Genomic DNA, 25,466 nt, shown 5'->3' on the forward strand with positions numbered 1-25,466 from the left:
GGAACGGGGGTTCACGGTGAGTGTCACGATGCTTCTGGTGCCGCTGGCGATGGCCGGCGCCGCCGCGATCAAGGCCGCCGCCGACCGCCGGGCCGACGGTGTCTGCCGGGTCGGCACCCGCATGCGCGACGCCGACATGCTCGGCGACGCCCTGCGCGACACCGGCGCCGACGTCCGCCTGACCGGCGAGAAGACGAAGGTCCGCTGGGCGGATGGCGTCACCGCGGCCTTCTCCCGCGAGGCCGATGGCCTCTGGTCAGCCCATTTCAGCGGTACGGATGAGGCCGGCGCGACCCGGAAGGTGTCCGAGGTGGACGCCGCCTATGGCCGCCGGGTCCAGCAGGTGGTGCTGGAACGCCTTCGCGAGCAGGCCCCGGCCGCCGGGCTGCGCCTGGAGTCGGAGACGGTCGGCGAGGACGCCTCGGTGCGGATGGTCTTCGAGATCGCCCGGGAGCGGGCATGAGCCAGCGCCCGCGCATCGAGGTCACGGTCCACCCGGACGGCACCGTCACTGCCGAGACGCTCGACATCCTCGGCGACCGCTGCCTCGACTGGATCGCCGTGCTGGAAGACCTGGTCGACGGCCGGGTCGAGGACAGCGCCTACACCGCGGACCACACACGCGAGCACAACAGCGCGTGGCAACAGCAGGTGAACCGTGACGTGGACCCCGCCTGAGCCCACGCCTCCGAGCCGCGGATGGAAAGTGGCGAACAGCGCCTGGCTGCTGACGCCGATTCTCTCGTTCGGCTGCGCCAGCGTCGCCGGGTACCTGTATGTCGGGCTGCGCGCCCGCCGGCCGGGGTGGTGGATCGCCGGCATCGGCTACAGCGTGGGCGCCAACGTGTTCCTCTTCATCGGGGAGAGCCAGCCGACCGAGTCGGCCGCGTCGACCGTGTTGGCGTTCCTCTGGATCTTCACCTGGATGGCGTCGGTGGTGCACGCCGTCGTGATCAACATCAGCTGGCTGGATTGGCTGGCCGGGCAACGGCGGCCGCCGACTCAACCGTGGACGTATCAGTCGGCGCCGCAGGTGGAGCCGGCTCCGGCCGTACCGCTGCTGCTCGATGTCAATGCCGCGAACCTGGACGAACTTGCCTCGCTTCCGGCGATCGGACCGGAACGGGCCGCCCGCGCCGTCGCCGCCCGCGAGGACCGCAACGGCTTCGCGACGGTCGCCGAGTTCGCCGCGGCCGCCGGGCTGGCGCCGCATCAGTTCGCCGCCGTCCGGGACCGGCTGACCTGCCGGCCTCCGGAGCCGGCGCCCCAGCCGCAACAGGACCTGCCGTATGGCCGCATCGTCGACATCTGACCCGATCGTCCGGGTCGCCCGGTTCCTCGACCGCACGGTCGCCGAGGGGCCGGGCGTACGCAGCGCGATCTGGGTGCAGGGCTGCTCGATCCGCTGCCCGGGCTGCTTCAACCCGCACCTGTTCACCACCCGTGGCGGCACCCCGGCCAGGGCGAGCGAGCTGGTCTCCCGGGTCGTCGCGGCCGGCACCAGCGGCGTCACCCTGCTCGGCGGCGAACCCTTCGACCAGGCGGCGGGCCTCGCCGCGGTCGCGTCCGGCGTCCGGCGGGCCGGCCTCACCGTCATGACCTTCAGCGGGTACGGATACCAGCACCTGAAAAACGGCGACAGTGCCGTGGCGGCCCTGCTGGCAGCGACCGACCTGCTGGTGGCGGGCCCCTTCGAACAGGACCGCCTGGACCACGACCGCCCGTGGGCGGGCTCGGTGAACCAGGAGTTCGTGCACCTCACCGACCGGCTGCGGGACGTGACCGGCCCGGACCGGCTGGAGGTGACGGTGACCACGTCAGGTGACGTGGCGCTGAACGGCTGGGCCGACCCGGAGACCCTGGACGCCCTGTTGGACGGCCTCCCGGTGCGCCGCTCACGGCGGTGAGGGGTGGTAACGGCAGTACCAGGCTGACGCGGCCCGGCGTGGCAATACTTGACTGATGAGTGGATCGCGGGAGTTGGGCCGGGCGCTGCGGGGCTGGCGCGACCGCACCACACCGCAGGCCGCGGGAGTGCCGGCCGGTGGGGTGCGGCGGGCCGCCGGGCTGCGGCGCGAGGAGCTGGCACAGCTGGCCGGCCTGTCCGTCGACTACGTGGTGCGGCTGGAGCAGGGCCGGGCCACGTCGCCGTCGGTGCAGGTGCTGTCGGCGCTGGCCCGGGCGTTACGGCTGTCCACGGCCGAGCGTGAGCACCTGTTCGTGCTGGCCGGCCAGACCGCCCCCGGCGCGGGCCGGATCCCGGACGGCATGCCACCCGGGGTGCGCCGCCTGCTCGACCAACTCGACGGCGTAGCGCTCACCGTGTGTGACGCCGCCTGGAACATCATCGAGTGGAACTCGCTGGCCGCCGCCCTGATCGGTGACCTGTCGATGTACCGCGGGCGCGAACGCAACGTCGCCTGGAAGGAGTTCACCGGCATGCCCAGCCGGATCCACTGCACTCCCGAACAGAACGCGCAGTTCCGGGCGATCCTGGTCACCGACCTGCGGGCGGCAACCGCCCGCTACCCGGCCGACCCCGGCCTGCGCGATCTGGTGGCCGCGCTGCGGGCGGCGAGCGCCGACTTCGGGCGGCTCTGGGACAGCGGAGCGGTGGCCGTCCACGAGTCGAACAGCAAGACCGTGCGCCATCCGTCGGTCGGCACGTTCGTGGTCGACTGCGACGTGCTCACCGCGCCCGGCAGCGACGTGAGGGTGGTCGCCTACTCGGCGCCGGTCGGCAGCGACGCCGCCGACCGGCTCAAGCTGCTCACCGTGATCGGCACGCAGAGCATGAGCGCCACCTAGGAACCGTCGCGTGCGTGGTCTGCATCGAGGCCGGGTCAACGCTCCAGCAACGGCACCGCCCGCCGACCCGAGGACAGTAATGTCCCATTCGCGGGGTATTCGTCCCCGACCAGCCCTGTAGATCTTGCAGGGTTCTCCGCCTTGGCGGCGATCTTGCACGGTTCTCCATGTTGGCGCTGATCTTGCACGGTTCTCCACGTTGGCAGTGATCTTGCACGGTTCTTCACGTCTGGGCATGGTTTATCGTGCAAGGTCTGCTACGCCGGGGAGACCTTGCAGCTTTCTTCCTGTTGGGGCATGGAAAGGGCTGCAAGATCGTCGCGAGGGTGAATATTCGTGCAAGATCCGCGAGCGGCAAGCGACCAGCGGCAAGCGACCAGCGGCAAGCGACCAGCGGCAAGCGACCAGCTCAATCTCACGAGGTCGGCGGGCGCCTCGGTCGTACCGTCGCTGATCTTGGAGGGTTTGGGGTGGTTATTGCTTTGACGCCCTGGGCGGCAGCTCGGAGGATCGGCGGATGTCCGATTTCTTGACCAAACCGGTCCTCACCGGTGATCTGGTGATCCTGCGGCCGTTCGTCGACACCGATGTGGCGGTGTTCCTGGAGGCGATCGCCGATCCCGAAGTGGCCCGTCTGACCGGCAGTTCGCCCGACGATGCGCCGGACGAGGAGCGGACCCGGGCCTGGTACGGCAGCCGCAACGCCCAGGACGACCGCCTCGACCTGGCCGTGGTGGACCGGGCCACCGGCGAATGTGTGGGCGAGGTGGTCCTGAACGAATGGGATCCGGACAACCGCAGCTGCAACTTCCGGACGCTGTTCGTGGCCGCCGGCCGTGACCGCGGGCTGGGCACCGAGGCGATTCGTCTGATCGTCGGCTACGGATTCGAGAAGCTGGGCCTGCACCGCATCTCGCTCGAGGTCTACGCCCACAACCCACGGGCCCGGCACGTCTACGAGAAGGTCGGCTTCGTGGCCGAAGGTGTGCTGCGCCAGGCGCTGCGCGACGGCGACGACTGGATCGACGCCACGGTCATGTCGATCCTGGCGCACGAGTGGCCCGCGCCAGCACCGACTGAATGAACGGCGCCTTGCCCGCCCGGTAGCGTGGCCGGTCGTGTTCGTCGGCGGCAGCCCAGCCGGCCCGGTGGGCCACCATCCGAATCGGATCCCGTCGCACGTCGGCCTCCCCGAAAGCGGCGCCGGCCGAGCATAGCCGGAAGCCGCCTGTCGCTTGAATCCAAGCTGTCCCGCGGAACTCGACAAGATCGGCAGGAGATCGCGGTCAGGCGGCGACCGGGCGGCGGCCGACGGAGAGGACGTCGAGCAGTAGAGCGGCCAGGGCGACGGCTCCGAGGAGGGCGAGGCCCAGGGCGTACGACTGGAACTCGCCGTAGATCACGCCCATCACCAGCGGCGGGACGAAGCCGCCGAGACCGCCCGCGGCGCCGACCACGCCGGTGACCGCGCCCACCTGGTTGGCCGGGGCGACCTGCGCCACCAGCGCGAACGTGGCGCCGCTGCCGGTGCCGAGCGCGGCCGCCATGGCGAGGAACGCGATCGTGCCGACCGGCGCCAGCCCGGGTGTGAACGACTGCACGACCGCACCGAGGACGACGACACCGAGCGCGACGGCGAGGACGCGGCTGGCGGCGAACCGGTCGGACAGCCAGCCACCGACCGGCCGCATGATCACGGCCAGCAGCACGAAACCGGCCATCCGGTTGGCCGCGTCGGTCTGGGTCAGCCCGTAGGCGGTCTTCAGGTAGGCGGGCAGGTAGACCGAGAACGCGACGTAGCCACCGAAGGCGACGGCGTACAGGGCGGACGCCTGCCAGGTGATCTTGAGGCGGAGCACCGCGCCGAGACGCTGCGCGAGCGGTGCGGTGGGCACCGGCCGTCCGGGCGCGTCGCGGAGGAGAATCCAGGAGATCATGGCGTACGCGGTGAGCACTCCCGCGGTGATCAGGAACGGGGTGGCGGTCCCCCCGGCGTCGACGAGCTTGACCGTGGTCAGGGCGCTGATCGCGGTGCCGCCCATGCCGACACCGAACACGCCGACGGCCAGACCACGCCGCTCCGGCGGGAACCAGGCGCTGACGAACGGGACACCCACCGCGAACGCGGTTCCGCCGATCCCCAGGAAGAACCCGCCGACCAGCAGCGATGTGAGCGCGTCGTGGCCGAACAGGCCGAGGTAGAGGACCGGCACGATGGTGGTGAGCGAGATCAGCGGGAACATGATGCGGCCGCCGTAACGGTCGGTGAGCGCGCCGACCGGGATCCGCCCGACCGAGCCGACCACGACCGGCACGGCGACGAGCAGCGCCTGCTGGAACGGGGTCAGGTGCAGCGCCGCCTGGAACCTGCTGGCCAGCGGGCTGAGCAGCGCCCACGCCCAGAAGTTGACGGCGAACCCGACGGTCGCCAGGCCGAGCATCAGTCCGGCCCGGCCCCCGGCTCGGGCGGTCGGGGTCTGCGGTGTGCTCATGGTTCCACTCCATCGTCCGGTGGTGGCCCGGTCTGCGGGTCACCACCAGCCTGTCCGCCGGGCGGGCCCCGCGGACAGGGACGTTGGACCCGTCCCCGGTCCCCGGCCGGCCCGGCCTCGGCGGCGGATCGGCGACCGGTTCCGGTCCGGGATCGGCCTCGGCGGCGGATCGGCGGCTGGTTCCGGTCCGGGATCGGCCTCGGCGGCGGATCGGCGGCCGGTTCCGGTCCGGGGTCGGCCCGGCCTCGGCGGCGGATCGGCGGCTGGTTCCGGTCGCGGGTCGGCCGTCCCACGGATTGAGGACCTTCGACGGCCGTGTGAACATGACCTGCGGGGGCCGTTCCGAGAGGAGTCCTGGTGAGGAGGGTGTACTACCGCAGCTACGACGCCGAGATCAGCAGCGAGGCGTTCATCCGGGAGACGGGCGGGGATCCCGAGACCTACGCGATCGCCGACATCGGTGACGTGGCCATCAAAGTCGTCGAGCGCAGCTGGTGGGAGCCGTGGCGCGCCAAGCAGGTCTGGGTCCTGCTGGCCCGTTACCAGGGGCGGTCGGTCACCCTCTACGAGAGCCGGGAGCCACGCGTCTTCAACATGGTCACCCGGGCTCTGCAGAGGGCCCTCGAGGAACGCCCCAAACCGCCACCGCGCCACCACGACACCGGCGGCGGAACGCCCTTCAGACCATGGGGCTGAAAAGGGCACGGGGCGGCGGGCGGTGGACCAGCGTCACGGCGCAGGGCTGAGGACCGCCACCAGGAAGTCGGCGCCCGGGGTGGCGGGCCGCAGGTCCCACGTGTCCAGCAGCAACGACGGGGTGAGGCCGGCCGCGGCCGCGTCGGTGAGGAAGTCTGCGAACTCGTAGCCGCGGCCCGCCCCGAAACCGATCACCGCCCGGCCGCCCTCGGCCAGGTGAGCCCGGAACCGCCGCAGGATCTCGCCGCGGGTCGACGGCCCGGCGAACGCCATCACGTTGCCGGCGCAGACGATCACGTCGAACCGGCCGGGCAGGTCGAGCTCACTCAGATCACCCACCTGCCACGCCGCCCCCGGGTGCTGGGACCGGGCCTCGGTGATCAGCTCGGGATCGAGGTCGACACCGGTGACCTGATGCCCGGCCGCGGCGAGGTGCCCGCCGACCCGCCCGGTGCCGCAGCCGGCGTCGAGGATCCGGGCGCCACGCGGCGCCATGGCGTCGATCAGCCGGGCCTCGCCGGCCAGGTCGTCGCCGCGGGCGGCCATCTGGCGGAACCGATCGATATACCACCGGGAGTGCCCCGGGTCGGCGGCGATCTTCTGCAGCCAGAGGTTGTCGGTGGTGCTCATGGTGCGGTTGTCACCTTTCCGCCGGTCAGGCGCTGAAGTCGACCTTGTCGGTTTCGACAGTCCCGGCGGTGCGCCCGGGAGCGCTGTGGAACTGCCAGTAGAGGTTGGTGTGGGCGATGACCTGCTCGGGGGCCGGCGCCCCGTAGGCCGAGAGGTCCTCGGTGGTGTGCGCGTCGGAGACCAGCGTGACGTCATAACCCCGGACGAACCCGCCGTGCAGGGTCGAGCGGATGCACGCGTCGCTCTGGGCGCCGGTGACGACCAGGCGGCCGACACCACGGTCGGCGAGCACCGACTCCAGGTCGGTGGCCTCGAACGAGTCGCCGTAGTGCTTGTGCACCACCGGCTCGCCGTCGCGCTGGGTGAGCTCGGGAACCCACTGCCAGGGGTCGCTGTCACGGGGCAGGTCGTCGGCGGAGTGCTGCACCCAGATGACCGGCACCTCCTCGGAACGGGCCTTGTCGACGAGCGTGTTGATGTTGGCGATCACGTCGTCACGGCGGGGCGTGCCGCCGACCACACCGACCTGGACGTCGATGACGAGCAGGGCGGTGTGGGGTCGATCGGTCAAAGTCGTCATGGTCCCCACCCTAGGACGAGGGTGTGACAACTTTCCGGACAGCCGCCGGAGCCGGCTGCGGCACGGGGGCGGGCGTGCGGCGGCCGCGGTAGACGACGTAGGGGCGCGACAGGTAGGCGAGCGGGGCGGACCAGACGTGCACGAGCCTGGTGAACGGCCACAGGGCCAGGAACAGGAACCCGCCGATCGCGTGCAGCTGGAACACCAGCGGGGCGTCGCTCATCAGGGCCGGGTCGGGCTGGAACCAGAAGATGCCACGGAACCAGACGGCGATCGTCTCCCGGTAGTCGTACCCGTCGCCGAGCAGGTTGATCAGCACGGTGCCGCTCATGCCGAGCACGACCATGGCGGCCAGCGCGGCGTACAGAATCCTGTCCGTGGTCGTGGTGACCCGCCGGATCCGGCCGTTGACGAGACGGCGGGCGATCAGCAGCGCCAGACCGGTGACCAGCATGATCCCGGTGATGGTGCCGCCGGTGACCGACACCAGGTGGTACGTGTGCTCGGAGATGCCGACGGCCGCCGTCCAGGAGGCGGGGACGAGCAGGCCCATCGCGTGCCCGCCGATCACCCCGAAGGCGCCGAGGTGGAACAGCGGCGAGCCGAGCCGCAGCAGCCGGTTCTCCAGGAGCTGACTGGTGTGGGTGGTCCAGCCGAACTGGTCGTGCCGCCACCGCCACACGTGCCCGGCCACGAAGACGGCCAGGCAGGCGTAGGGCAGCACGATCCAGACCAGGGTGCTCATCGGTACACCTCCAAACGGGGCCCGAGGCCCACCTCGTCGAGACCGGCGGTCTCGACCGGCGGCCCGTCGAAGGCCAGGGACGTCAGCGCGGCGAGATCTTCGCCGGTCAGTTGCGGCAGCTGGGCGCAGACGACATCCAGGATCAGCGCGTACGGCGTACGAGCCTCGTGCAAGGCCGAACGCAGCAGCTCGATCCCCTGCCGGTGCTGGCGCAACGGGGCCTCGCCGTCGCCGGGCCCGGCCGTGGCGGCGAACTCCAGCACGATCGGCAGCAGGTCGGGCAGTTCCCCGTCGGCCAGGCGCAGCCCGTGCGCCCGGTACCGCTGTTTGAGCATGAGCAGCGCCATCCCGCGCTTGCGGGTGTCGCCGTGCAGGTAGTAGGTGAGGTACAGCCCGGACCGGCGGCGCAGGTCGAACGTCTCGACGTAGTGCCGCTGCACCTCGGTAGGGGTGCCGGTGAGCAGCCACTCGACGAACCGCTCGAACTCGCCGACACCGGCCGCGGCGGCGCGCAGTTCGTCGCCGGCCGCCAGCAGCTCCTCGTCGGGATAGGTGAGCAGCAGCGACGCCAGCTGGAACAGGTCCGAGCGGTCCATCAGCGGTTCCTCCTGCTCGCGATGGTGACCGGGACGCGGCCGCTGCCACCCATCCCCGGGCCGCCCGCACCGTCGAGGGAGCAGCCGCCGAGTTCCTCGAGGGCGGCGGCCTGCCCGCGGTGCGCGGCCGGGATGACGTAACGCTCGTCGTACTTCGCGATGGCGAGCAGCCGGTACATGGCCTCGACCTGCTCGCCGGTCATGCCGATGCCGTCGAGCAGCTCCTGCGCGACGGTGCCGTCGAGGGTGCGGGCCCGCATGTAGGCGCGCATCGCGGCCAGTTTCATCAGCACCCCACCGGCGACCGCGGTGTCGCCCGCGGTGAACAGCGACGCCAGGTATTCGACGGGAATCCGCAGGTCGTCGATGGTGTGGAAGATGTCGTCGGCGTTCGTGTCGTCGCGGCCCGCGGCGCCCGCGGCGTCCAGGACCGGCGACAGCGGCGGCACGTACCAGACCATCGGCAGGGTCCGGTACTCCGGGTGCAGCGGCAGCGCGATCCGGTACTCGCTGATGAGCCGCCACACCGGCGACGCCTGCGCGGCCTCGATCCACTCGTCGGGGTGGCCGGCTTCGCGGGCGGCCCGCTGCACCTCCGGGTCGTGCGGGTCGAGGAAGACGGCACGCTGGGCGTCCAGGAGCTCCGCCTCGGGCACCGATGCCGCGGCGAGCACCGCGTCCTCGTCGTACCAGAGAATGCCCAGATAGCGGAGGCGGCCGACGCAGGTCTCGGAGCAGATGGTCGGCTGACCGGCCTCGATCCGGGGGAAGCAGAGGGTGCACTTCTCGGCCTTGCCGGTGGCGTGGTTGACGTAGACCTTCTTGTACGGGCACGCCGAAACGCACATCCGCCAGCCACGGCAGCGGTCCTGGTCGACCAGGACGATGCCGTCCTCTTCGCGCTTGTACATGGCGCCGGACGGGCAGGCCGAGACGCACGCCGGGTTGAGGCAGTGCTCGCAGATCCGCGGCAGGTGGAACATGAAGGTCTTCTCGAACTCGAACTTGACCTTCTCGACCATGTTCTTGAGGTTCGGGTCCTGGTCGAAAGTGTCGCCGCCGAGCGAGTCCTCCCAGTTGGCGCCCCAGGTGATCGACATGGGCTCGCCGGTCAGCTTCGAGTACGGCTGCTTGACCGGGGTGTCCTTGAGCCCGGCCGGGGCGTTGACCAGGATGTCCTTGTCGAAGGTGGCCGGCTCGTAGTAGTCGTCGATGGTCGGCAGGTCAGGGTTCGCGAAGATCCGGGAGAGCCGCTTCAGTCTTCCGCCGGATCGGAGCACGAGGCGGCCGGACCCGTCGAGTCTCCAGCCGCCCTTCCAGCGTTCCTGGTCCTCGTAGTGCTTCGGGTAGCCGATGCCGGGCTTCGTCTCGACGTTGTTGAACCAGACGTACTCGGTGCCCTCACGGTTGGTCCAGGTCTGCTTGCAGGTGACCGAGCAGGTGTGGCAGCCGATGCACTTGTCCAGGTTCATCACCATGGCGACCTGCGCTCGAATGCGCATCAGTACTCCACCTCCTGCGTACGGCGGCGGATCACGGTGATCTCGTCGCGCTGGCTGCCGATCGGGCCGTAGTAGTTGAAGGCGTAGGTGAGCTGGGCGTGCCCGCCGGCCAGGTGGGTCGGCTTGATCAGCAGCCGGGTCATCGAGTTGTGGTAGCCGCCCCGCTTACCGGACTTCTCGGCCTCGGGGACGTTCACCGTGCGTTCCGGCGAGTGGTACTGGAAGACGGTGCCCTCGGGCATCCGGTGGCTCACCACGGCACGGGCCACGACGACGCCGTTGCGGTTGTGGGCCTCGATCCACTCGTTGTCGCGGACCCCGATCTTCTGGGCGTCCTGGACGCTCATCCAGATCACCGGCCCGCCCCGGGACAGGGCCAGCATCAGCTCGTTGTCGTGGTACATCGAATGGATCGACCACTTGGCGTGCGGGGTCAGGAACCGTACCGTCACTCCGCCGTCGACCGCGTCGCCCGGCTTGCCGAAGTGGCGGGCCATGTTGAGCGGCGGCCGGAAGGCCGGCAGCTGCTCGCCGAGCTCGGCCACCCAGTCGTGTTCGACGAAGAAGTGCTGACGGCCGGTGATGGTGTGCCACGGCTTGAGGCGCTCGACGTTGATCGTGAACGGGGAGTAGCGGCGGCCGCCCTTCTCCGAGCCGGACCACTCCGGGCTGGTGAAGACCGGCACCGGCTTCTCCTGCGTCTCGGCGTAGGAGATCCGGTCGTTCTGGTGGCCCTCGATGTAGTCGGTGAACTTCTGGCCGGTGCGCTGCTCCAGCTGGACGAATCCGGCGTGCGCCAGCCGCCCGTTCGTGGTTCCGGAGAAGGCGAGGATGGCTTCGCACATCCGGTCGGCGGTGGCCAGGGACGGACGCCCGTCGATGACGCCGTTCTGGTGCTTCAGGTAGGCGATCTCGTCGCTGACGTCGACGGTGATGGCCTTGGTGGTCGTGCCGAGCTCGTCCATCAGCGGGCCGACCGTGCGCATCTTCCGGCCGATCAGGGTGTAGTCGCGTTCGATCTCGATCAGCTTCGGCATGGTCCGGCCGGGCACCGGGTCGCATTCGCCGAACTTCCAGTCGCGGACCCGGCCGCTGGGCATGGCCAGTTCGTCCGGGGTGTCGTGCTGGAGCGGCGCGGCCAGCACGTCGGTGCGGGTGCCGAGGTGGGTTGCGGCGAGCTCGCTGACCTTGTCGGCCAGGGCCAGGAACGTGTCGTAGTCGGTGTGCGCGTCGCCGGGCGGCGGGACCGCGGGGCTGAACGCGTGCACGAACGGGTGCATGTCGGTGGTCGAGATGTCGTGCTTCTCGTACCAGGTGGCGGCCGGCAGGACCAGGTCGGAGTGCAGCCCGGTGTTGGTCATCCGGAAGTCCATCGTGGTCAGCAGGTCGAGCTTGCCGGCCGGGGCGTCGTCGCGCCACGTGATGTCGCGGGGGCGCTGGCCCGGCTCGCATTCGCCGGCCGTCTTTGACGAGTCGACGCCCAGCAGATGATGCATGAAGTACTCGTTGCCTTTTCCGGACGAGCCGAGCAGGTTGGCGCGCCACAGAGTCAGGCAACGCGGAAAGTTCGCCGGGTCGTCCGGGTCCTCGGCGACCGGTTTCAGGTTTCCGGCCCGGAGTTCGCGGATGATGTATTCCTGGGTTCCGATCCCCTCCGCCTTCGCGGAGTCCGAAATGTCCAGGGGGCTGCGGTTGAAGAAGGGGTGGCCCGGGCTCCAGCCCATCCGCTGCGCGGCCGCGACCGTGTCGGCGAACGCCATCCCGGCGAACCGGCCCTTACCCAGCGGGGACGCCAGTTCATCGGCCGGGACCCGCTCGTAACGCCACTGGTCGGTGTGCAGGTACCAGAACGGCGTCGACGCCTGGTGCCGCATCGGCCGCTGCCAGTCGAAGGCGAAGCTCATGTGCTGCTGGCCGGTGATCGGGCGGGCCTTCTCCTGGCCGACGTAGTGCGCCCAGCCGCCGCCGTTGACGCCCTGGCAGCCGGTCAGCGTGACCAGGGAGATGAACGCGCGATAGGTCATGTCGGAGTGGAACCACTGGTTCGCGCCGGCGCCGAGCACGATCATCGAGCGGCCGTTGCTGCGCTCGGCGTTGCGGGCGAACTCACGGCCGATCCGGGCCGCCAGTTTCGCGTCGACGCCGGTGATGCGCTCCTGCCAGGCCGGGGTGTTCGGCGAGTCGGCGTCGTCGTAGCCGGCCGGCCACTCGCCGGGGAGGTCGCCGCGCTTCACCCCGTACGTCGCCATGATCAGGTCGAAGACCGTGGTGACCAGGTGTTCGCCGACCCGGCGGACGGGGACTCCGCGGCGGATCACGGCGCCGCCCTCGGTGTCGCCGATGTCGAAGCGGGCCAGCTCGATCTCGACGCCCTCGCCTCCTTCGATTCCGAGCGCCGGGACGATGTCACCCAGGTCGAGGTTCCACTTGCCGGGCTCGCCGTACCGGTGACCCAGCGAACCGTTCGGAACTCTCACATTGCCGGCCTGATCGATCAGGACCGTCTTGTGCTCGCCGTCCGCTTCGCCGAGATCCGCGGCGGTGAGGAAACGGTCGGCTTTGCCGTCCACGATCGTCACCAGGAACGGCAGGTCGGTATATTTACGGACATAATCAAGGAAGTACGGGACCTCGCGATCGCGGAAGAACTCGGTCAGGATCACGTGGCCCATCGCCATCGCGAGCGCGCCGTCCGTCCCCGGATGCGGGGCCAGCCAGTCGTCGGCGAACTTCACGTTGTCCGCGTAGTCCGGGCTCACCGCGACGACCTTGGTGCCCCGGTACCGCGCCTCGGCCAGGAAGTGCGCGTCAGGCGTACGCGTGACCGGGATGTTCGAACCCCACATCATCAGGTAGGTCGAGTTCCACCAGTCGCCCGCCTCGGGCACGTCGGTCTGGTCGCCCCAGATCTGCGGGGACGCGATCGGCAGGTCCGCATACCAGTCGTAGAAGCTCAGCAGGGTGCCGCCGAGCAGCGCGTGATAGCGGGTGCCCGCCGCGAACGACGCCATCGACATCGCCGGGATCGGCGAGAAACCGACAACCCGATCCGGGCCGTACGTCTTCACCGTGTAGACGTGCGCGGCCGCCATCAGCTCGATCGCCTCGTCCCAGGACGCCCGCACGAACCCGCCCCGTCCGCGCTGCGCCTTGTAGGCCTGCGCTTTCAGCGGCGTCTCGACGATCTCCGCCCACGCGGCCACCGGGTCGCCGAGACGCTGCCGCGCCTCACGGAACATCTCGGCAAGAACACCACGCAGGTACGGGTGACGCACACGCGAGGGCGAATACTCGTACCAGGAGAAGCTCGCTCCACGCGGGCAGCCCCGGGGCTCGTAGTCGGGTGAGTCGGGCCCGGTCGTCGGATAGTCGGTGGCCTGGTGTTCCCAGGTGATCAGCCCGTCCTTGACGAACACGTTCCACGAGCAGGAGCCGGTGCAGTTGACGCCGTGGGTGGACCGGACGACCTTGTCGTAGCGCCAGCGGTCCCGGTAGAACGCCTCCCATTGGCTGTCGTCGAGCCGGTGCAGCGTACGTCCATGGTCGCCGACGGTCGCACGGGTGAGGAAGCGGCGTGCGGCCAGCAGAGGGGCGGTTCCGGGGTCCAGTGACACGGTGGTTTCCTTAGCCGGCTCGACCGTCGGCCGAGCGGCTGCCCGGCACACTTCAAGGCTGGCCGATCCGCTGCCGACCCGCCTGAGCCCGCAGTCCCCCGCTACCCGGGACCAAAGTCCCGCCCTCTGGCCGCCGCCCACCGGGTCCTGCATATTTGCGGGATGAGCAGCAGTCCGGCACTCGCCGAGGTGGCCCGGCTCGCCGGGGTGTCCGTCGCGACCGCGTCCCGTGTGCTCTCCGGGCGAGGGCCGTCCTCCACCGCCAGCCGGGAGGCCGTCCGCCGGGCCGCCGACACCCTCGGCTACGTGCCGCATCCGGTGGCCAGGCGACTGGCCCGCGGCGCCGGAACCCGCCTGCTGTTCGCGGTCCGCGACCGCAGCCCCGGCATCCTGTCCGACCCGTTCGTCACCAGGGCGACCGCCGCGATGGCCGCCGCCACCGAACCGGCCGGTCTCGGCGTCGCCCTGCGCCACCTGCCCCTGAAGGCGGCCGCCGAACTGGACCGGATCGCCGCCGACCGCAGCGTCGCCGCCGTGGTGATGGCCGGCCACGACTCACTCGACGCCGTGCCGGCCCGGTTGCACGGCCGGTTCGCCGCGATCGGCGCCGACGGTCTGGACGTGGACAGCACCGCCGGCATCGGCGCTCTGCTCCACCACCTGCACGCCACCGGCCGCAGGAGGATCGCCCTGATCGGCGGCCCGCCGTGGCTCGCCGCCGCCCGCGCGCCGCTGCACGCCTACCGCACCCTGATGGACGACGCCGGCCTGCCGATCCGGGTCGTCCCCGGCGATTTCACGGCCGCCCGGGGCCGTACCGCCACCCGGACCGTCCTGCGCCGCTGGCCGGACACCGACGCCATCGCGACGGTCAGCGACGCCACCGCCCTCGGCGTTCTCCAGACCCTCACCGGAGCCGGAATCCGCGTCCCGCACGACATCGCCGTCACCGGTTTCGACGACATCCCGGTCGCCGCCTGGACCCACCCCGCCCTCTCCACGGCCACCCACCCGGTAGAGCTGATCGCCGCGGCGGCCGCGGCCGCCGCCCTGGGCGCCGCCCCCGAATCCCAGAGGTTCCCGAGCCACCCGGTCCTGCGAGCCACCACCTGACCGGCCCGCCCAGACCGCCAGCCGTCGCTCACCGCGCTTTCCCGACCCCCAAACCGCCGTCAGCGACGGCCGGCGACCTCAGCCGTCGCCCAGCATGGCTGCCCGGCCACCGAAACAGCCGTCAGCGACGGCTGAGGGCCTCAGCCGTCGCTCAGCGCGCTTTCCCGGCCACCGAAACAGCCGTCAGCGACGGCTGGCGGTCGTTACGGCTGGTACAGGTGGAACAGTTCGGCTCCGATGCGGGACAGTTCGGCGCGTACCTCGGGCGGGTCCAGCACCTCGACGGCCGCGCCCCAGCCGGCGAGCGTGCGGGCGATGTCGCGGGGCTCCGGAGCGCCCACCCGGACCCGGGCCCGCCCGTCGGGAAGCGTCTCCACCACCTCGCAGTGCCGCCCGAAGTGATCCCGGAGCACCCACACGAACCGTTCCGCGATCAGCAGCGTCGCCCAGGTGCGGGCCCGCATCCCCTCGACCTCGCCGACGGTCTGTCCCCAGGCCTCGTCCAGGTCGAAGCCGGCCGGCCGGTCGAACGTCTCCCCGGTCGCCGTGACCGCGGACATCCGGTCGACCCGGAAGGTCCGCCGCCCCTTCACCGTCCCCGCGACCAGGTAGTACGTCCCACTCTTCTCGACCACACCCCACGGATCGGCGATCCTTTCGCTGCCCTTGCGGTCCGGACCCCGGTAGGCGAAACGGATCCGCTGGCGGCGCACCACCGCATCCTTGAGCAGCGCCACCGCCCGGGGTTGCTGCTTCGGGCGCTCGCCCCAGGCGGCCGGGTCGATCCTGGTCGCACCGGCGGCGGCCGCGGCCTCGATACGGAACGGCGCGGGCAGCGCCCCGAGCAGTTTGCGCAGCGCCGCCTTCGCCTCGCCGGACACCGCAGTCGGTCCGGCGATCAGGAACAACGCCCGCGCTTCGGCGGCCGAAAGGCCACTGAGGTCGGTACGGGCACCGCCGACCAGCGACCAGCCGCCGTGCCGCCCGGGCTGCGGATACACCGGAACTCCCGCTGCGGACAGGGCTTCCAGGTCACGGCGGGCGGTGGCCACCGACACCTCGAGTTCGGCGGCGACCTCGGCAGCGGTCACCCGCCCACGGGTCTGCATGAACAGAAGAGTGGCGACGAGCCGGTCCGCGCGCATGCCGAAAGGTTCGCAGAGAAAGTGCTCAGAAGGTGAGCACTTATCCCGGAAACATGGTGCTCGACAGCGACCCGAGAGGACACCGACATGCTCCGCGGACTCACCACCATCACGTTCTTCGCCGACGACATGGCCTCGGCCCGGGCCTGGTACACCGAGGTCTTCGGCTCCGAGCCCTACTTCGTGCGGGACGCCGGCCCGGAAGCCGCCTACCTCGAATGGCGCATCGGCGACTACCAGCACGAGTTTGGGCTGCTCAACGCGAGGTTCGCCGCGCACCGGCCGGCTGGGCGCCCGTCCGGCGCGATCGTCTACTGGGCGGTCGACGACGTCGAGGCCAGCTACCGGCGGCTGCTGGACCTCGGCGCGGCCGAACACGACAAGCCCACCGAACGCGGCCCCGGGTTCATCACGGCCTCGGTGACCGACCCGTTCGGCAACATCCTGGGCGTCATGTACAACCAGCACTACCTCGACGTCCTCACCGCATGAGCCCGGCGGCGCCGGGTCGGCGGTGACCGGGCAGCCCCGTCGCCGAGGGAGCTACGGGACGAATGGTTGCGGTTGGTGGCGGCCTGGCCGTACCGAATAAGGGTTTTCAAGATCCGGGGTTGCGGTGGAAGCGCTTCCACCGCATACCGTGCGGGCGTGCCCGACATTCGCCTGTACCGGCCCGCCGACCGCGCCGCCATCTACGACATCTGCGTCCGCACCGCGGACGCCGGCGACGACGCGCGCGGGCACTATTCCAGCGACGACCTGATGGGCGACCTGTTCGCCGGGCCTTACGCCCATCTGGACCCGCATCTGGCATTCGTGGTCGACGACGGCGGCGAGGCCGTCGGCTACGTCGTGGGCACGGCCGACACCCCCGATTTCGTACGCCGATACCGCGCCGAGTGGATCCCGCTGGTCGGTGACCGCTACCCGGTGCCGCCGGAGCCGCCGCGCACCGCTGAGCAGGACATGGTCGCGCTGCACTTCAACCCCGAGCGCATGCTGGTCGACGGTCTGGACGGCTATCCCGCCCACCTGCACATCGACCTGCTGCCCGCCTACCAGGGCCGCGGTTTCGGCCGTCGCCTGATCGACCGTTTCCTGAGCACGGTCGACGCGCCCGGCGTCCACCTGGGCATGCTCACCGCGAACGTGAAGGCCAGAGGCTTCTACGACCGGCTCGGTTTCACCGTCCTCCCGGTCCCGGATCCCGGCCCGCTCACCTACCTGGGCACGAAGACGTCGCTTCAGCCCTGATCAGTCGCTGGCCAGGTACCCGGCGTATGTGCTCGCGAGCGCCTTCTGGAACGCGTCCACGTCTCCGCTCTCGACGAGTTTCGCCAGCGCGGTGTCGAACTCGGCACCGCGCGCACTGCCGACAGTCGTGCCGTGGGTCGCCGAACCGACCACCACCGTGTCCGGGTTGCGCCATGCCTCGAGCGCGATGGCCGGATAGCCGCTGAACTTGGTCTCTTCGGCGTCGATGCGGGCGGGCAGTGAGTGTTTCTCGACGCTGAACTCCTCCTGCCCGTCCTTGGAGGCGCAGACCTTCAACCACGCGTCGGCGGCGGCCCGGTGGGGGGCGCCCTTGGGCACGGTGAAGCCGTCGCCGAGGAAGTTGAAGACGCCGTCGGTTCCGGGCGAGGTCGTCGCGTCGTATTCGGTCTTGAAGGTCAGGCCCCTCGTCCGGCTCAGGTAGGCGTCCGCCCAGTCGCCCATGACGTTGTATGCGGCCTGGCCGTCGATCACCTTGTCGAGCGCCGACTGCCAGTCCCCGCCGAACGTCTTGATGTCCGACATCGCCAGCACGTCGGTGAACATCGTGACCGCGGCATGGACGTCCGGCCCGAGCCAGCTGGTCTTCCCCTTCCACAGGCCCGAGTACTTCTCCGCGCCCAGCTCACCCAGGAGAACGTTCTCCAGCAGGTGCTTCTGGGTCCAGCCGGGCCCGATCGACAGCGGGACGACGTTCTTCGACTTCAACGTCGCGGCGACCTTCAGGAACTCCGACCACGTCGCCGGTGGCTTGGTGATGCCGGCTGCCTGCACCGTCTTGGCGTTGAACCAGAGGACGTTGGAGCGATGGATGCCGACCGGGACCGAATAGATCTTCCCGCCGAAGGTCACGGCGTCCAGAACCGGCTTGGAGAACTTGTCACGCCAGCCGTTCTGATCGAACAGTGCGGTCAGGTCCTCGACCTTGCCGGCTTTGACGTCGTCCTCCTGCTCCAGCCCGAGGTGCACCTGGAAGGCGTCCGGCGGGTCGTTGGCCGCCAGACGACTGGCGAGCACCGTACGGGCATTGCTTCCGGCACCGCCGGCAACGGCGGCATTGACGAACTCGATGTCCGGATTGTCTTTCTTGAAACGATTGATGAGCGCCGCGTAGCCCTCGGCCTCCCCTGGACCTTCCCACCAGGAGAAGACCTCGACCTTGGCCGCATCCTCGGCAGGCTCGCCGGCGTCGCCGCCGTCGCCGTCGGATGAGCAGGCCGTGAGAGCGGCGCAGAGAACCCCCGCCACGATGATCGGAAAGCTGCGACGGCGCACGGTGCACCACCCTCCATGCCAATGGCCGAACCAGCGATGGGACGCCGAATATCACACAGCGTAGTCAAGAGGACACGAAGAAAGCTGAGTTTCTCTCATCCGGCCGCCACTGCTCCCGATGGGAAGAGAGTCCGCGACCGGTGATCCGTTCATGGAGGAGTTGCGTGCCCGAGCAGCCACCTGCAGGTACCAGGCGACGCATGAACGACATACTCCAGCCCTTTGATGCGATTCGGCGAATCCGGCGCCCCAAGGTCGCCAGCCGGATCAGCATCAAGATCATGAGTGTGTCCTTGGTGGTTGCGTCGATCTTCGCCGCGGTCGGTGTCATCGGTCTGATCCGGATCAAGGATCTGGCCGCTCAACAGGATTACCAGTACCGCACGAACGTGCTCGCGCTGTCGCACATGACCGATGCACGTTCCGCGGTCGGCTCACAGCTCGAGGCCGTCGTCTCGCACATCCTGTCTGAGCCCGGGTTCTACCGGAACCAGTACGAAGAAATGATCAAGGAGACCGATCAACGGCTCGACACCGATCTCATCCGGCTGCACCAGCTGAACCTGGCACGCTCGGAGGCCCGCTCCCTCGAGGCGTTCGGGTCCCTGCTGACGCTGTGGCGGAACGCCCGCGACACCGCACTCGAGGCGAACCGCAAGGGCGACAGGCAGAAAGCGACCACTCTTCTGCTGGTGCAGTCGGAGGCGGTCGCCCGTTCGGTGAAAACCCGGGCCGATGCGGTGCTCACCCAGATCGTCGAGTCCGTGGCCGACGGAAGCCGCGATGCGCTGACCCGCAGCCGCGACACCGAGCGGCTGATGCTGATGTCGCTGGTCGGTGGTGGAATCGTCGCGATCCTCCTGTCGGTCCTGGCCGCCCGGACGCTGTCCAAGCCGCTACGGGAGGCCGTCGGCGTGCTCAGCGCAGTCGGCCGCGGCGATTTCAGCCGACGGCTCAACGTCCAGAGCAACGACGAGGTCGGGCAGATGGCCCTCGCCTTGAACACCACCCTGGTGGCTCTGCGTGACGCGTTCGCCAGCCTCAAACACCAGGCCTATCACGACAATCTCACCGGACTGGCGAACCGGGCGTTACTACGCGACCGGTTGACCGAAGCCTTCACCCGGACCGGCCCGGACAATCAACTGGCCCTCCTGCTGGTCGACCTGGACGGCTTCAAGCAGGTCAACGACGTGCACGGGCACGGCGTCGGCGACTCGCTGCTGGTGTCCGTGGGCGACCGGCTGCGCGACGGCCTGCAAGGCCCGGACGATGTGGCGGCCCGCCTGGGAGGTGACGAGTTCGCCGTACTGCTCGAGGGATTCGACAGGCCCGCTGAGGCGTACGCGGTAGCGGAACGATTGCTGGCGAATCTCGGCGAACCGATCGCACTTCCCGGCCTGGAACTGAGCCCGCGTGGCAGCATCGGCATCGTGTTGTGGAACGGCCACACCGACATCGACGCCTTCTTCAGGGACGCCGACATGGCGATGTACGCGGCGAAAGGACAGGGCAAGAACAACGTCGTACGGTTCGAGCAGCTACCGGTGCCCTCATGAGGATCCTGGCCGCCGCGGCCGCCGCCTTGACCGCCCTGACCCTCGGCGCCGGATGCTCCGGCACCCAGCAGGCTGCCGATCCGGGATGTGAGAAGTACGCCGAGTACGCCGGCAACGTCGGCAGCACGGTGTCCGTCTTCTCGACGATCCGGGGCCTGCAGTCCGAGCAGACCCAGCAGTCGTGGACGCAGTTCGAGGACTGTACCGGGATCGACATCCAGTACACCGGGTCCGCGTACTTCGAAAGCGAGCTCCGGCGGCGGGTCCAGAACGGCGCCGCCCCGGACCTGGCGCTGTTCCCACAGCCCGGGCTCCTCGCCGACCTGGTCCGCTCCGGAAAGATGCGGCCCGCTCCGGCCACCGTGCAGGCGAATGTCACGAAGTGGTTCTCCCCCGACTGGAGCAGGTACGGCACCGTCGATGGTGTGCTGTATGCGGCGCCGTTCACCGCGAGCGTGAAATCGTACGTCTGGTACTCGCCGAAGATGTTCGGCGTCCGCGGCTTGCAGGTGCCGACCACCTGGGCCGAGATGATCACGGTCAGCGACGCATTCGCCGCCGAAGGCGTCAAACCGTGGTGCCTCGGAATCGAGTCGGGCTCGGCCACCGGCTGGCCGGTCACCGACTGGGTCGAAGACGTGATGCTGCGCGAATTCGGCGCTGACGTCTACGACCAATGGGTCGGGCACCAGATCCCGTTCAACGATCCACGGGTGGTCACGGCGCTGGACAAGGTCGGGCAGATAGTACGCAACCCCGAGTACGTCTACGGCGACCCCGCGGCTGTCGTCGCCACCTCGTTCAAGGAGGCCGGCTTGCCGATCATGGAAGGCAAGTGCGCGATGCTCCGCCATGGGTCGTCCTACGCCGACATGTGGCCGAAGAACGCCAAGGTCGCGCCGGACGGTGACGTCTTCGCCTTCCAGGTGCCCCCGATCGATCCCGCCAAAGGCCGCCAGCTCCTGGTCGCCGGCGAGTTCGTCGGAGCGTTCAACGACCGCCCGGAGGTGCAGGCCGTCGCCGCGTACCTGTCCACCGCCGACTGGGCCAACAGCCGCGGCCACGTCGGCGGCGCGGTCAGCGCCAACAGCGGCTTCGACCTGGCGAACGCTGGGACTGCCATCGAGAAGCTCTCCGCCGAACTCCTGACCGACCGTTCGATCACTGCGCGGTTCGACGGCTCCGACATGATGCCGGCCAAGGTGGGAACCGGAACGTTCTGGACCGGCATGACCGACTGGATCAACGGCGCGAGCACGACCGACACGCTGAACCGTATCGAGAGCACCTGGCCTCGCTGAGCATCTCCGGGGCCACGGCCCTGCCCGGCCCTGCCCGGCCCTGCCCGGCCCTGCCCGGCCCCGCCCGGCCCAGGCGGCGGGGCACCAAGGCCCGGTCCGGGTGGCGGGCGCCGATTGCCCGGCGTCTCCAGGGTCGCCGTCAGCGGCCCGGTCCGCGCGGTAGGGCGCCGATTGCTCGCAGGAAGGTGGCCGTGATCGTCTCGATGGTCGGGAGTGCCCGGGCGGTTCCGGGGATCCGGGCGACGGTGGTGGTGTCGCGGATCGCGCTGAGGGCGACCAGCAGCGCCTCCCGGAATCCCGGCCGCTTCGCATAGCCCGGAAGCGCCTGCTCGGCCACCGCGACGACCCGGTCGGTGACGGCGACCAGCGTGACGGCGGTCTTCTCCGCCGTGTCCGGGTGGGTGCGGCCGAGCACGAGCAGTTCCGCGACGACCGCGAGCACCGGCGAACTGAAACTCTCCCAGACCCGGTGCAACAGCAGTTCGGCCCGGCGGCGTTCAGTGGCTCCTTCGACAGGGCGGGACGCCTCGTCGAGCAGCCGCCCGGCGAGCCGGTTGATGGCCGCGTCGATGAGTGCGGCCTTGGTCGGGAAGTAGTGCTGCTGCAAGCCCTGGCTGACCCCGGCGCGCTGGGCCACCGCCCGTGTCGTGGTCGCCACGAACCCGCTGGTGGCAAGGCTTTCCAGAGTCGCGTCGAGCAGTGATTCGACCGCCTGCTCACGCCGTGCTGCTCGAACCCCGCCGCTTGTCACCTCCGAATCCTAACTTTGCAGGTAAGTCACCTTCTCAAGTCACCTGACTTGGTTTAGCGTGGCAGCCGGGCGACACGGCAGCCGGCCGGTCGGCCGGCGATGCCGCACACAGGAGGAGCCGATGTCCGGAGCCGGGCTTGCCCGCCTGAGCACGATCTACCGCCAGGGTGTTCTGGGCCGACGGCCCGTCGTCCCGGCCGATTTCGCCGAGCTGGAACGCCGTGCGCGCCGGGCCAGCAGCTCACGGGCCTGGGCCTACGTGGCAGGGGGCGCCGGTGAGGGGCGGACCATGCGCCGCAACCGGGAAGCCTTCGACCGCTGGGCGATCGTGCCCCGGATGGCCTCGGGCGCCGTGGACCGGGATCTCTCGGTGAACCTGCTGGGCGCCCGCCACTCGACTCCGGTGCTGCTCGCGCCGGTCGGGGCGGGCGCGCTGATGGCCGACGACAGCGACCTGAAGATCGCCCGCGCCGCCGCGGCGACCGGCACCGCCTATGTCTTCTCCAATCAGGGCTGCAATCCGATGGAGGACTGCGCGGCGGCGATGGGCGACGCGGCGCGATGGTTCCAGCTCTACTGGAGCAAGGACGAGCAGCTGGTCGACAGCCTGATCGCCCGGGCCGAAGCGATCGGGGCGGGCGCGCTGGTCGTCACCCTGGACACGACGGTCCTCGGGTGGCGGCCGCAGGACCTCAACCTGGGTTCGTTGCCGTTCAGCCGGGGCCAGGGCATCGCGCAGTACACCTCGGATCCCCGGTTCCGCGAGATCGCCACCGAACGGGCCGGACAGCCCTCGCCGAAACCTGAGGTCACGCTCGGGGCGATCCGCACGCTGCTGGCGATGACCCGCAACCATCCGGGCCGGTTCTGGGCGAACCTGCGCTCGCCGTTGCCGAAGGCGTCGGTGGAGACGTTCCTCGACATCTACTCGAACCCTGGTCTGAGCTGGGATCATCTCGCCACGCTCCGGGACCGGACCCGGCTGCCGATCGTCCTCAAAGGCATCCTGCACCCGGACGACGCCCGCCGCGCGTTCGACCTCGGCGCCGACGCGATCGTGGTGTCGAACCACGGTGGCCGCCAGATAGACAACGCCACCGCCTCCCTCGACGCTCTCGTGGCCATCCGTTCCGAACTCGGCCCGGAACCGGCAGTGCTGCTGGACAGCGGCATCCGCACCGGCGCCGATGTCTTCACCGCGCTCGCGCTGGGCGCGAACGCCGTGCTCCTGGGCCGCCCGTACATGTACGGTCTGGCCATCGCCGGCCAGACCGGCGTCGAGGACGTGATCCGCAACGTGATCGCCGAGCTGGACCTGACGATGGCCCTGGCCGGTACCCCCGACATCGCCTCGATCACCCGCAGCTTCCTGACACCCGCCTGACCCACCCCGATCAGCCACCCGCAGCCGGCCGGCATCGGTCAGGCAGCATCGGCTGGTCCCTCGCCGCTGAGAGCCTCGGGCCGACCACGGCCAGGCGGCGCCGGCTGGCCGCTCCCCGGTTGAGAGCCTCGGGCCGACCTCTGGCCGGCCGCTCGCCGCCGAGAGCCTCGGGCCTACGCGGTCAGGCGGCGCCGGCTGGTCGCTCGCCACTCAGGGCGTCGGGCCGTCGCGCTACCCGGATACTGCCGGCGCTCAGCGTGACGAAAAACGCCAGCGCCACCGGGATCCACAGCGCCGTGGGCAGCCCGACGGCTGTGGCGGCCGCGCCGATCGCAATCGGGCCGAGCAGGAAACCGACGTAGCCGATGCTCACGACCGTCGACAGGGCCTGCCCGGCACGGCTCGGGTCCACGCCCGCCGCGGCGGAGAAGAACTGCGGCGCGACGCACGACACCCCGAGGCCCAGCAGGCCGAACCCGGCCACTCCGGCCAGCGGATGACCGATCAGCAGACCCAAACCGAGCCCCGCCGCGGCGATCAGGCCGCTGGCCCGGATCAGGGTCACCGAACCGAACCGGCCGGCGACCCGGTCACCCACGAGACGCCCGGCCGTCATCATGATCGCGAAGGCCGCGTAGCCATATGCCGCGAAGCCCTCCGACGTGCCCAGGTCGTCACGGAGGTAGACCGCGCTCCAGTCGGCGGCGGCGCCCTCGCCGACCAGGGTGCAGAGGACGACGACCCCGAAGAGGACCAGCAACGACCGGCGGCCGGCCGCGCCCCGATCGTCGGAATCGGTCAGGTGCACGGCGGCTGGGGACGACGGCAGCACCCACCGTGACGCCAGAGCGGCCAGCGCCACCGCGACAAGCCCCACGCTGATCAGGGTCGTCGCGACGCTGAGCCCGGCGTGCGCGAACAGGCTGCCGGTGATCGCGCCGAGGAACCCGCCGATGCTGTAGAGCGCGTGGAACGACGCCATGATCGGCCGGCCGTGTGCCCTCTCGACCTCGGCGGCGTTGGCGTTCATCGCGATGTTCAACGTGCCGTGCACGGCCCCGAAGACGAACAGCGCCACGCCGAGCGTCACCAGCCCGCCGGCGAGCGCTGGTGGGATCAGCAGCGCACCCTCCAGCAGGGCGGCCGGGACGAGCACTCGTGAGCTGCCGAAACGGTCGGTCAGGCGGCCGATCAGGGCCATCCCGGTGATGCAGCCGGCGGCGAAGGCCAGCAGCGCGATGCTGAGCCGCCCATCGCTCAGGCCGAGCGTCGCCTTGACCGCTGGGATCCGGGCCGTCCACACCCCGAGAGCAGCCCCGAACATCAGGAAGATCAGGGAGGTGGCGATCCGGCCACGGTGCGCGGGGTCCATGCCGGGCACATTAGACGGACCCTCTGACAAAATCAGGGCATGGCGATCGTACGAACGATGATTGCCCTGATCTTGATGGCCGGAACCGCCGGCTGCGGTGACGATCCCGGCAACCTGGATCCGCCGCCTTCGGTGCCGCCGACAGGCGTTTCGACGGCCGGGCCGGTCGTCGGATGCGCGGACGCGGTCGACCGGGAGGACGATCCCGGCGACTCGTATCGGGAGGTCGCCGGCGTGGTGGCGGTTCCGGCGAGTGATCGGGTGCTGGAACCGGTCCCCCAGCACCCGGGTGACGGCCCGACGCGGCTGTTCGCCAAGTGGGGGCTGCTGGTCCGGACCGGCGCGGCCGTCGATCTGAGCCTGCTGCCCGGATGGGCCGATCGGGCCCGGCTGAGGTGGGGCGACACCGATGTCGAACCGGCCACCGCGGTACGGGTTCGCCTGCCCGGACGGCGCGGCGTGGTCGGTCTTCGCCGGCGGCATCTGGGTCGCCGAGGCCGATTGCGTCCCCATCCGGATCACCGCGCCCACCGGCGAGGACGCCCTGGTGGAACTGTCCATAGGCGCGCCGTGCGGCCGCCCCGGCGGCTGAGACCCGAGCAAACAACACCGCGCAGTCGCCCCGGCGGCC

The 25,466-nt window shown here is 70.2% G+C and carries 24 protein-coding genes and 1 pseudogene; 14 read left to right on the forward strand and 11 right to left on the reverse strand.

Translation table 11 applies throughout. The features are described from left to right. Positions 1-16: 16 nt before the first annotated feature. The 6 genes from AB0E94_RS24940 (at position 17) to AB0E94_RS24965 (ending at position 3,892) form a co-directional block, all read left to right on the forward strand. Positions 17-463: a hypothetical protein gene (locus AB0E94_RS24940; RefSeq protein WP_360330024.1), complete on the forward strand. Its 447-nt coding sequence runs from the start codon at positions 17-19 to the stop codon at positions 461-463. After that, positions 460-678, forward strand: coding sequence for a DUF2997 domain-containing protein (locus AB0E94_RS24945; RefSeq protein WP_360330027.1), 219 nt, complete (start codon positions 460-462; stop codon positions 676-678). The genes AB0E94_RS24940 and AB0E94_RS24945 overlap by 4 nt, the downstream gene beginning before the upstream one ends. Before the next feature lie 28 nt (positions 679-706). Beyond that, the gene (locus tag AB0E94_RS24950) at positions 707-1,312 is read left to right on the forward strand and encodes a helix-hairpin-helix domain-containing protein (protein ID WP_360330030.1); all 606 of its coding nucleotides are present in this window, start codon (positions 707-709) and stop codon (positions 1,310-1,312) included. Next, positions 1,290-1,907, forward strand: coding sequence for a 4Fe-4S single cluster domain-containing protein (locus AB0E94_RS24955; RefSeq protein ID WP_360330033.1), 618 nt, complete (start codon positions 1,290-1,292; stop codon positions 1,905-1,907). Before AB0E94_RS24950 ends, AB0E94_RS24955 begins: the two co-directional genes overlap by 23 nt. 55 nt (positions 1,908-1,962) lie before the next feature. Then, positions 1,963-2,808, forward strand: coding sequence for a helix-turn-helix transcriptional regulator (locus tag AB0E94_RS24960; RefSeq protein WP_360330036.1), 846 nt, complete (start codon positions 1,963-1,965; stop codon positions 2,806-2,808). A 517-nt stretch (positions 2,809-3,325) separates the two neighbouring features. Continuing rightward, positions 3,326-3,892, forward strand: coding sequence for a GNAT family protein (locus AB0E94_RS24965; protein ID WP_360330039.1), 567 nt, complete (start codon positions 3,326-3,328; stop codon positions 3,890-3,892). Between the two features lie 202 nt (positions 3,893-4,094). On the opposite strand, the gene AB0E94_RS24970 is transcribed toward AB0E94_RS24965, so the two are convergent. After that, complete coding sequence (locus tag AB0E94_RS24970) at positions 4,095-5,300, reverse strand: MFS transporter (RefSeq protein ID WP_360330042.1); 1,206 nt, start codon at positions 5,298-5,300, stop codon at positions 4,095-4,097. A 357-nt stretch (positions 5,301-5,657) separates the two neighbouring features. Between AB0E94_RS24970 and AB0E94_RS24975 the strand changes: the two genes are divergently transcribed. After that, positions 5,658-5,996 (forward strand): DUF6232 family protein, encoded by a 339-nt coding sequence (locus AB0E94_RS24975; protein WP_360330045.1) that lies wholly within the window; start codon positions 5,658-5,660, stop codon positions 5,994-5,996. A gap of 33 nt (positions 5,997-6,029) precedes the next feature. On the opposite strand, the gene AB0E94_RS24980 is transcribed toward AB0E94_RS24975, so the two are convergent. From AB0E94_RS24980 to AB0E94_RS25005, 6 genes and pseudogenes are all read right to left on the reverse strand, one after another. Next, entirely contained in the window at positions 6,030-6,626 is a 597-nt protein-coding gene (locus AB0E94_RS24980) for a class I SAM-dependent methyltransferase (protein WP_360330048.1), read from the reverse strand. Between the two features lie 25 nt (positions 6,627-6,651). Further along, a complete protein-coding gene (locus AB0E94_RS24985; protein ID WP_360330051.1) occupies positions 6,652-7,206 on the reverse strand; it encodes an isochorismatase family protein in 555 nt (184 codons plus the stop codon). 10 nt (positions 7,207-7,216) lie between these two features. After that, a complete protein-coding gene (narI, locus tag AB0E94_RS24990) occupies positions 7,217-7,951 on the reverse strand; it encodes a respiratory nitrate reductase subunit gamma (RefSeq protein ID WP_360330053.1) in 735 nt (244 codons plus the stop codon). Then, positions 7,948-8,547 carry a nitrate reductase molybdenum cofactor assembly chaperone gene (narJ, locus tag AB0E94_RS24995; RefSeq protein WP_360330056.1) on the reverse strand — a complete coding sequence of 200 codons (600 nt, stop codon included), beginning with the start codon at positions 8,545-8,547 and terminating at the stop codon, positions 7,948-7,950. Before narJ ends, narI begins: the two co-directional genes overlap by 4 nt. A gap of 38 nt (positions 8,548-8,585) precedes the next feature. Then, positions 8,586-10,049: pseudogene (narH, locus tag AB0E94_RS25000) on the reverse strand (nitrate reductase subunit beta); the annotation flags it as partial. After that, positions 10,049-13,636, reverse strand: a complete 3,588-nt coding sequence (locus AB0E94_RS25005; RefSeq protein ID WP_360330277.1) for a nitrate reductase subunit alpha — start codon at positions 13,634-13,636, stop codon at positions 10,049-10,051. The gene AB0E94_RS25005 and the pseudogene narH, both read right to left, overlap by 1 nt. A gap of 189 nt (positions 13,637-13,825) precedes the next feature. On the opposite strand from AB0E94_RS25005, the gene AB0E94_RS25010 reads away from it, so the two are divergent. Beyond that, positions 13,826-14,776 carry a LacI family DNA-binding transcriptional regulator gene (locus AB0E94_RS25010; RefSeq protein WP_360330059.1) on the forward strand — a complete coding sequence of 317 codons (951 nt, stop codon included), beginning with the start codon at positions 13,826-13,828 and terminating at the stop codon, positions 14,774-14,776. 203 nt (positions 14,777-14,979) lie between these two features. Here the strand turns inward: AB0E94_RS25010 and AB0E94_RS25015 are convergent, their stop codons facing one another. Further along, positions 14,980-15,921: a WYL domain-containing protein gene (locus AB0E94_RS25015; RefSeq protein WP_360330062.1), complete on the reverse strand. Its 942-nt coding sequence runs from the start codon at positions 15,919-15,921 to the stop codon at positions 14,980-14,982. Between the two features lie 87 nt (positions 15,922-16,008). Here AB0E94_RS25015 and AB0E94_RS25020 point away from each other — a divergent pair, with 87 nt between their 5' ends. Next, complete coding sequence (locus AB0E94_RS25020) at positions 16,009-16,413, forward strand: VOC family protein (protein WP_360330065.1); 405 nt, start codon at positions 16,009-16,011, stop codon at positions 16,411-16,413. 156 nt (positions 16,414-16,569) lie between these two features. After that, the gene (locus AB0E94_RS25025) at positions 16,570-17,175 is read left to right on the forward strand and encodes a GNAT family N-acetyltransferase (protein WP_360330068.1); all 606 of its coding nucleotides are present in this window, start codon (positions 16,570-16,572) and stop codon (positions 17,173-17,175) included. On the opposite strand, the gene AB0E94_RS25030 is transcribed toward AB0E94_RS25025, so the two are convergent. Then, positions 17,176-18,468, reverse strand: a complete 1,293-nt coding sequence (locus AB0E94_RS25030; protein ID WP_360330071.1) for an extracellular solute-binding protein — start codon at positions 18,466-18,468, stop codon at positions 17,176-17,178. Positions 18,469-18,668: 200 nt separating this feature from the next. On the opposite strand from AB0E94_RS25030, the gene AB0E94_RS25035 reads away from it, so the two are divergent. Further along, complete coding sequence (locus tag AB0E94_RS25035) at positions 18,669-20,027, forward strand: diguanylate cyclase (protein ID WP_360330074.1); 1,359 nt, start codon at positions 18,669-18,671, stop codon at positions 20,025-20,027. Then, positions 20,024-21,328, forward strand: a complete 1,305-nt coding sequence (locus AB0E94_RS25040) for an extracellular solute-binding protein (protein ID WP_360330077.1) — start codon at positions 20,024-20,026, stop codon at positions 21,326-21,328. The genes AB0E94_RS25035 and AB0E94_RS25040 overlap by 4 nt, the downstream gene beginning before the upstream one ends. A gap of 139 nt (positions 21,329-21,467) precedes the next feature. On the opposite strand, the gene AB0E94_RS25045 is transcribed toward AB0E94_RS25040, so the two are convergent. Continuing rightward, complete coding sequence (locus AB0E94_RS25045) at positions 21,468-22,079, reverse strand: TetR/AcrR family transcriptional regulator (RefSeq protein WP_360330080.1); 612 nt, start codon at positions 22,077-22,079, stop codon at positions 21,468-21,470. Positions 22,080-22,200: 121 nt separating this feature from the next. Between AB0E94_RS25045 and AB0E94_RS25050 the strand changes: the two genes are divergently transcribed. Beyond that, positions 22,201-23,463 (forward strand): alpha-hydroxy-acid oxidizing protein, encoded by a 1,263-nt coding sequence (locus AB0E94_RS25050; protein WP_360330083.1) that lies wholly within the window; start codon positions 22,201-22,203, stop codon positions 23,461-23,463. A gap of 181 nt (positions 23,464-23,644) precedes the next feature. Here the strand turns inward: AB0E94_RS25050 and AB0E94_RS25055 are convergent, their stop codons facing one another. After that, complete coding sequence (locus AB0E94_RS25055) at positions 23,645-24,835, reverse strand: MFS transporter (RefSeq protein ID WP_360330085.1); 1,191 nt, start codon at positions 24,833-24,835, stop codon at positions 23,645-23,647. A 409-nt stretch (positions 24,836-25,244) separates the two neighbouring features. Between AB0E94_RS25055 and AB0E94_RS25060 the strand changes: the two genes are divergently transcribed. Beyond that, complete coding sequence (locus tag AB0E94_RS25060) at positions 25,245-25,427, forward strand: hypothetical protein (RefSeq protein WP_360330087.1); 183 nt, start codon at positions 25,245-25,247, stop codon at positions 25,425-25,427. The last annotated feature ends 39 nt before the right edge of the window (positions 25,428-25,466 follow it).

It is taken from the genome of Actinoplanes sp. NPDC026670 (genome assembly GCF_040638175.1).
GTDB lineage: Bacteria > Actinomycetota > Actinomycetes > Mycobacteriales > Micromonosporaceae > Actinoplanes.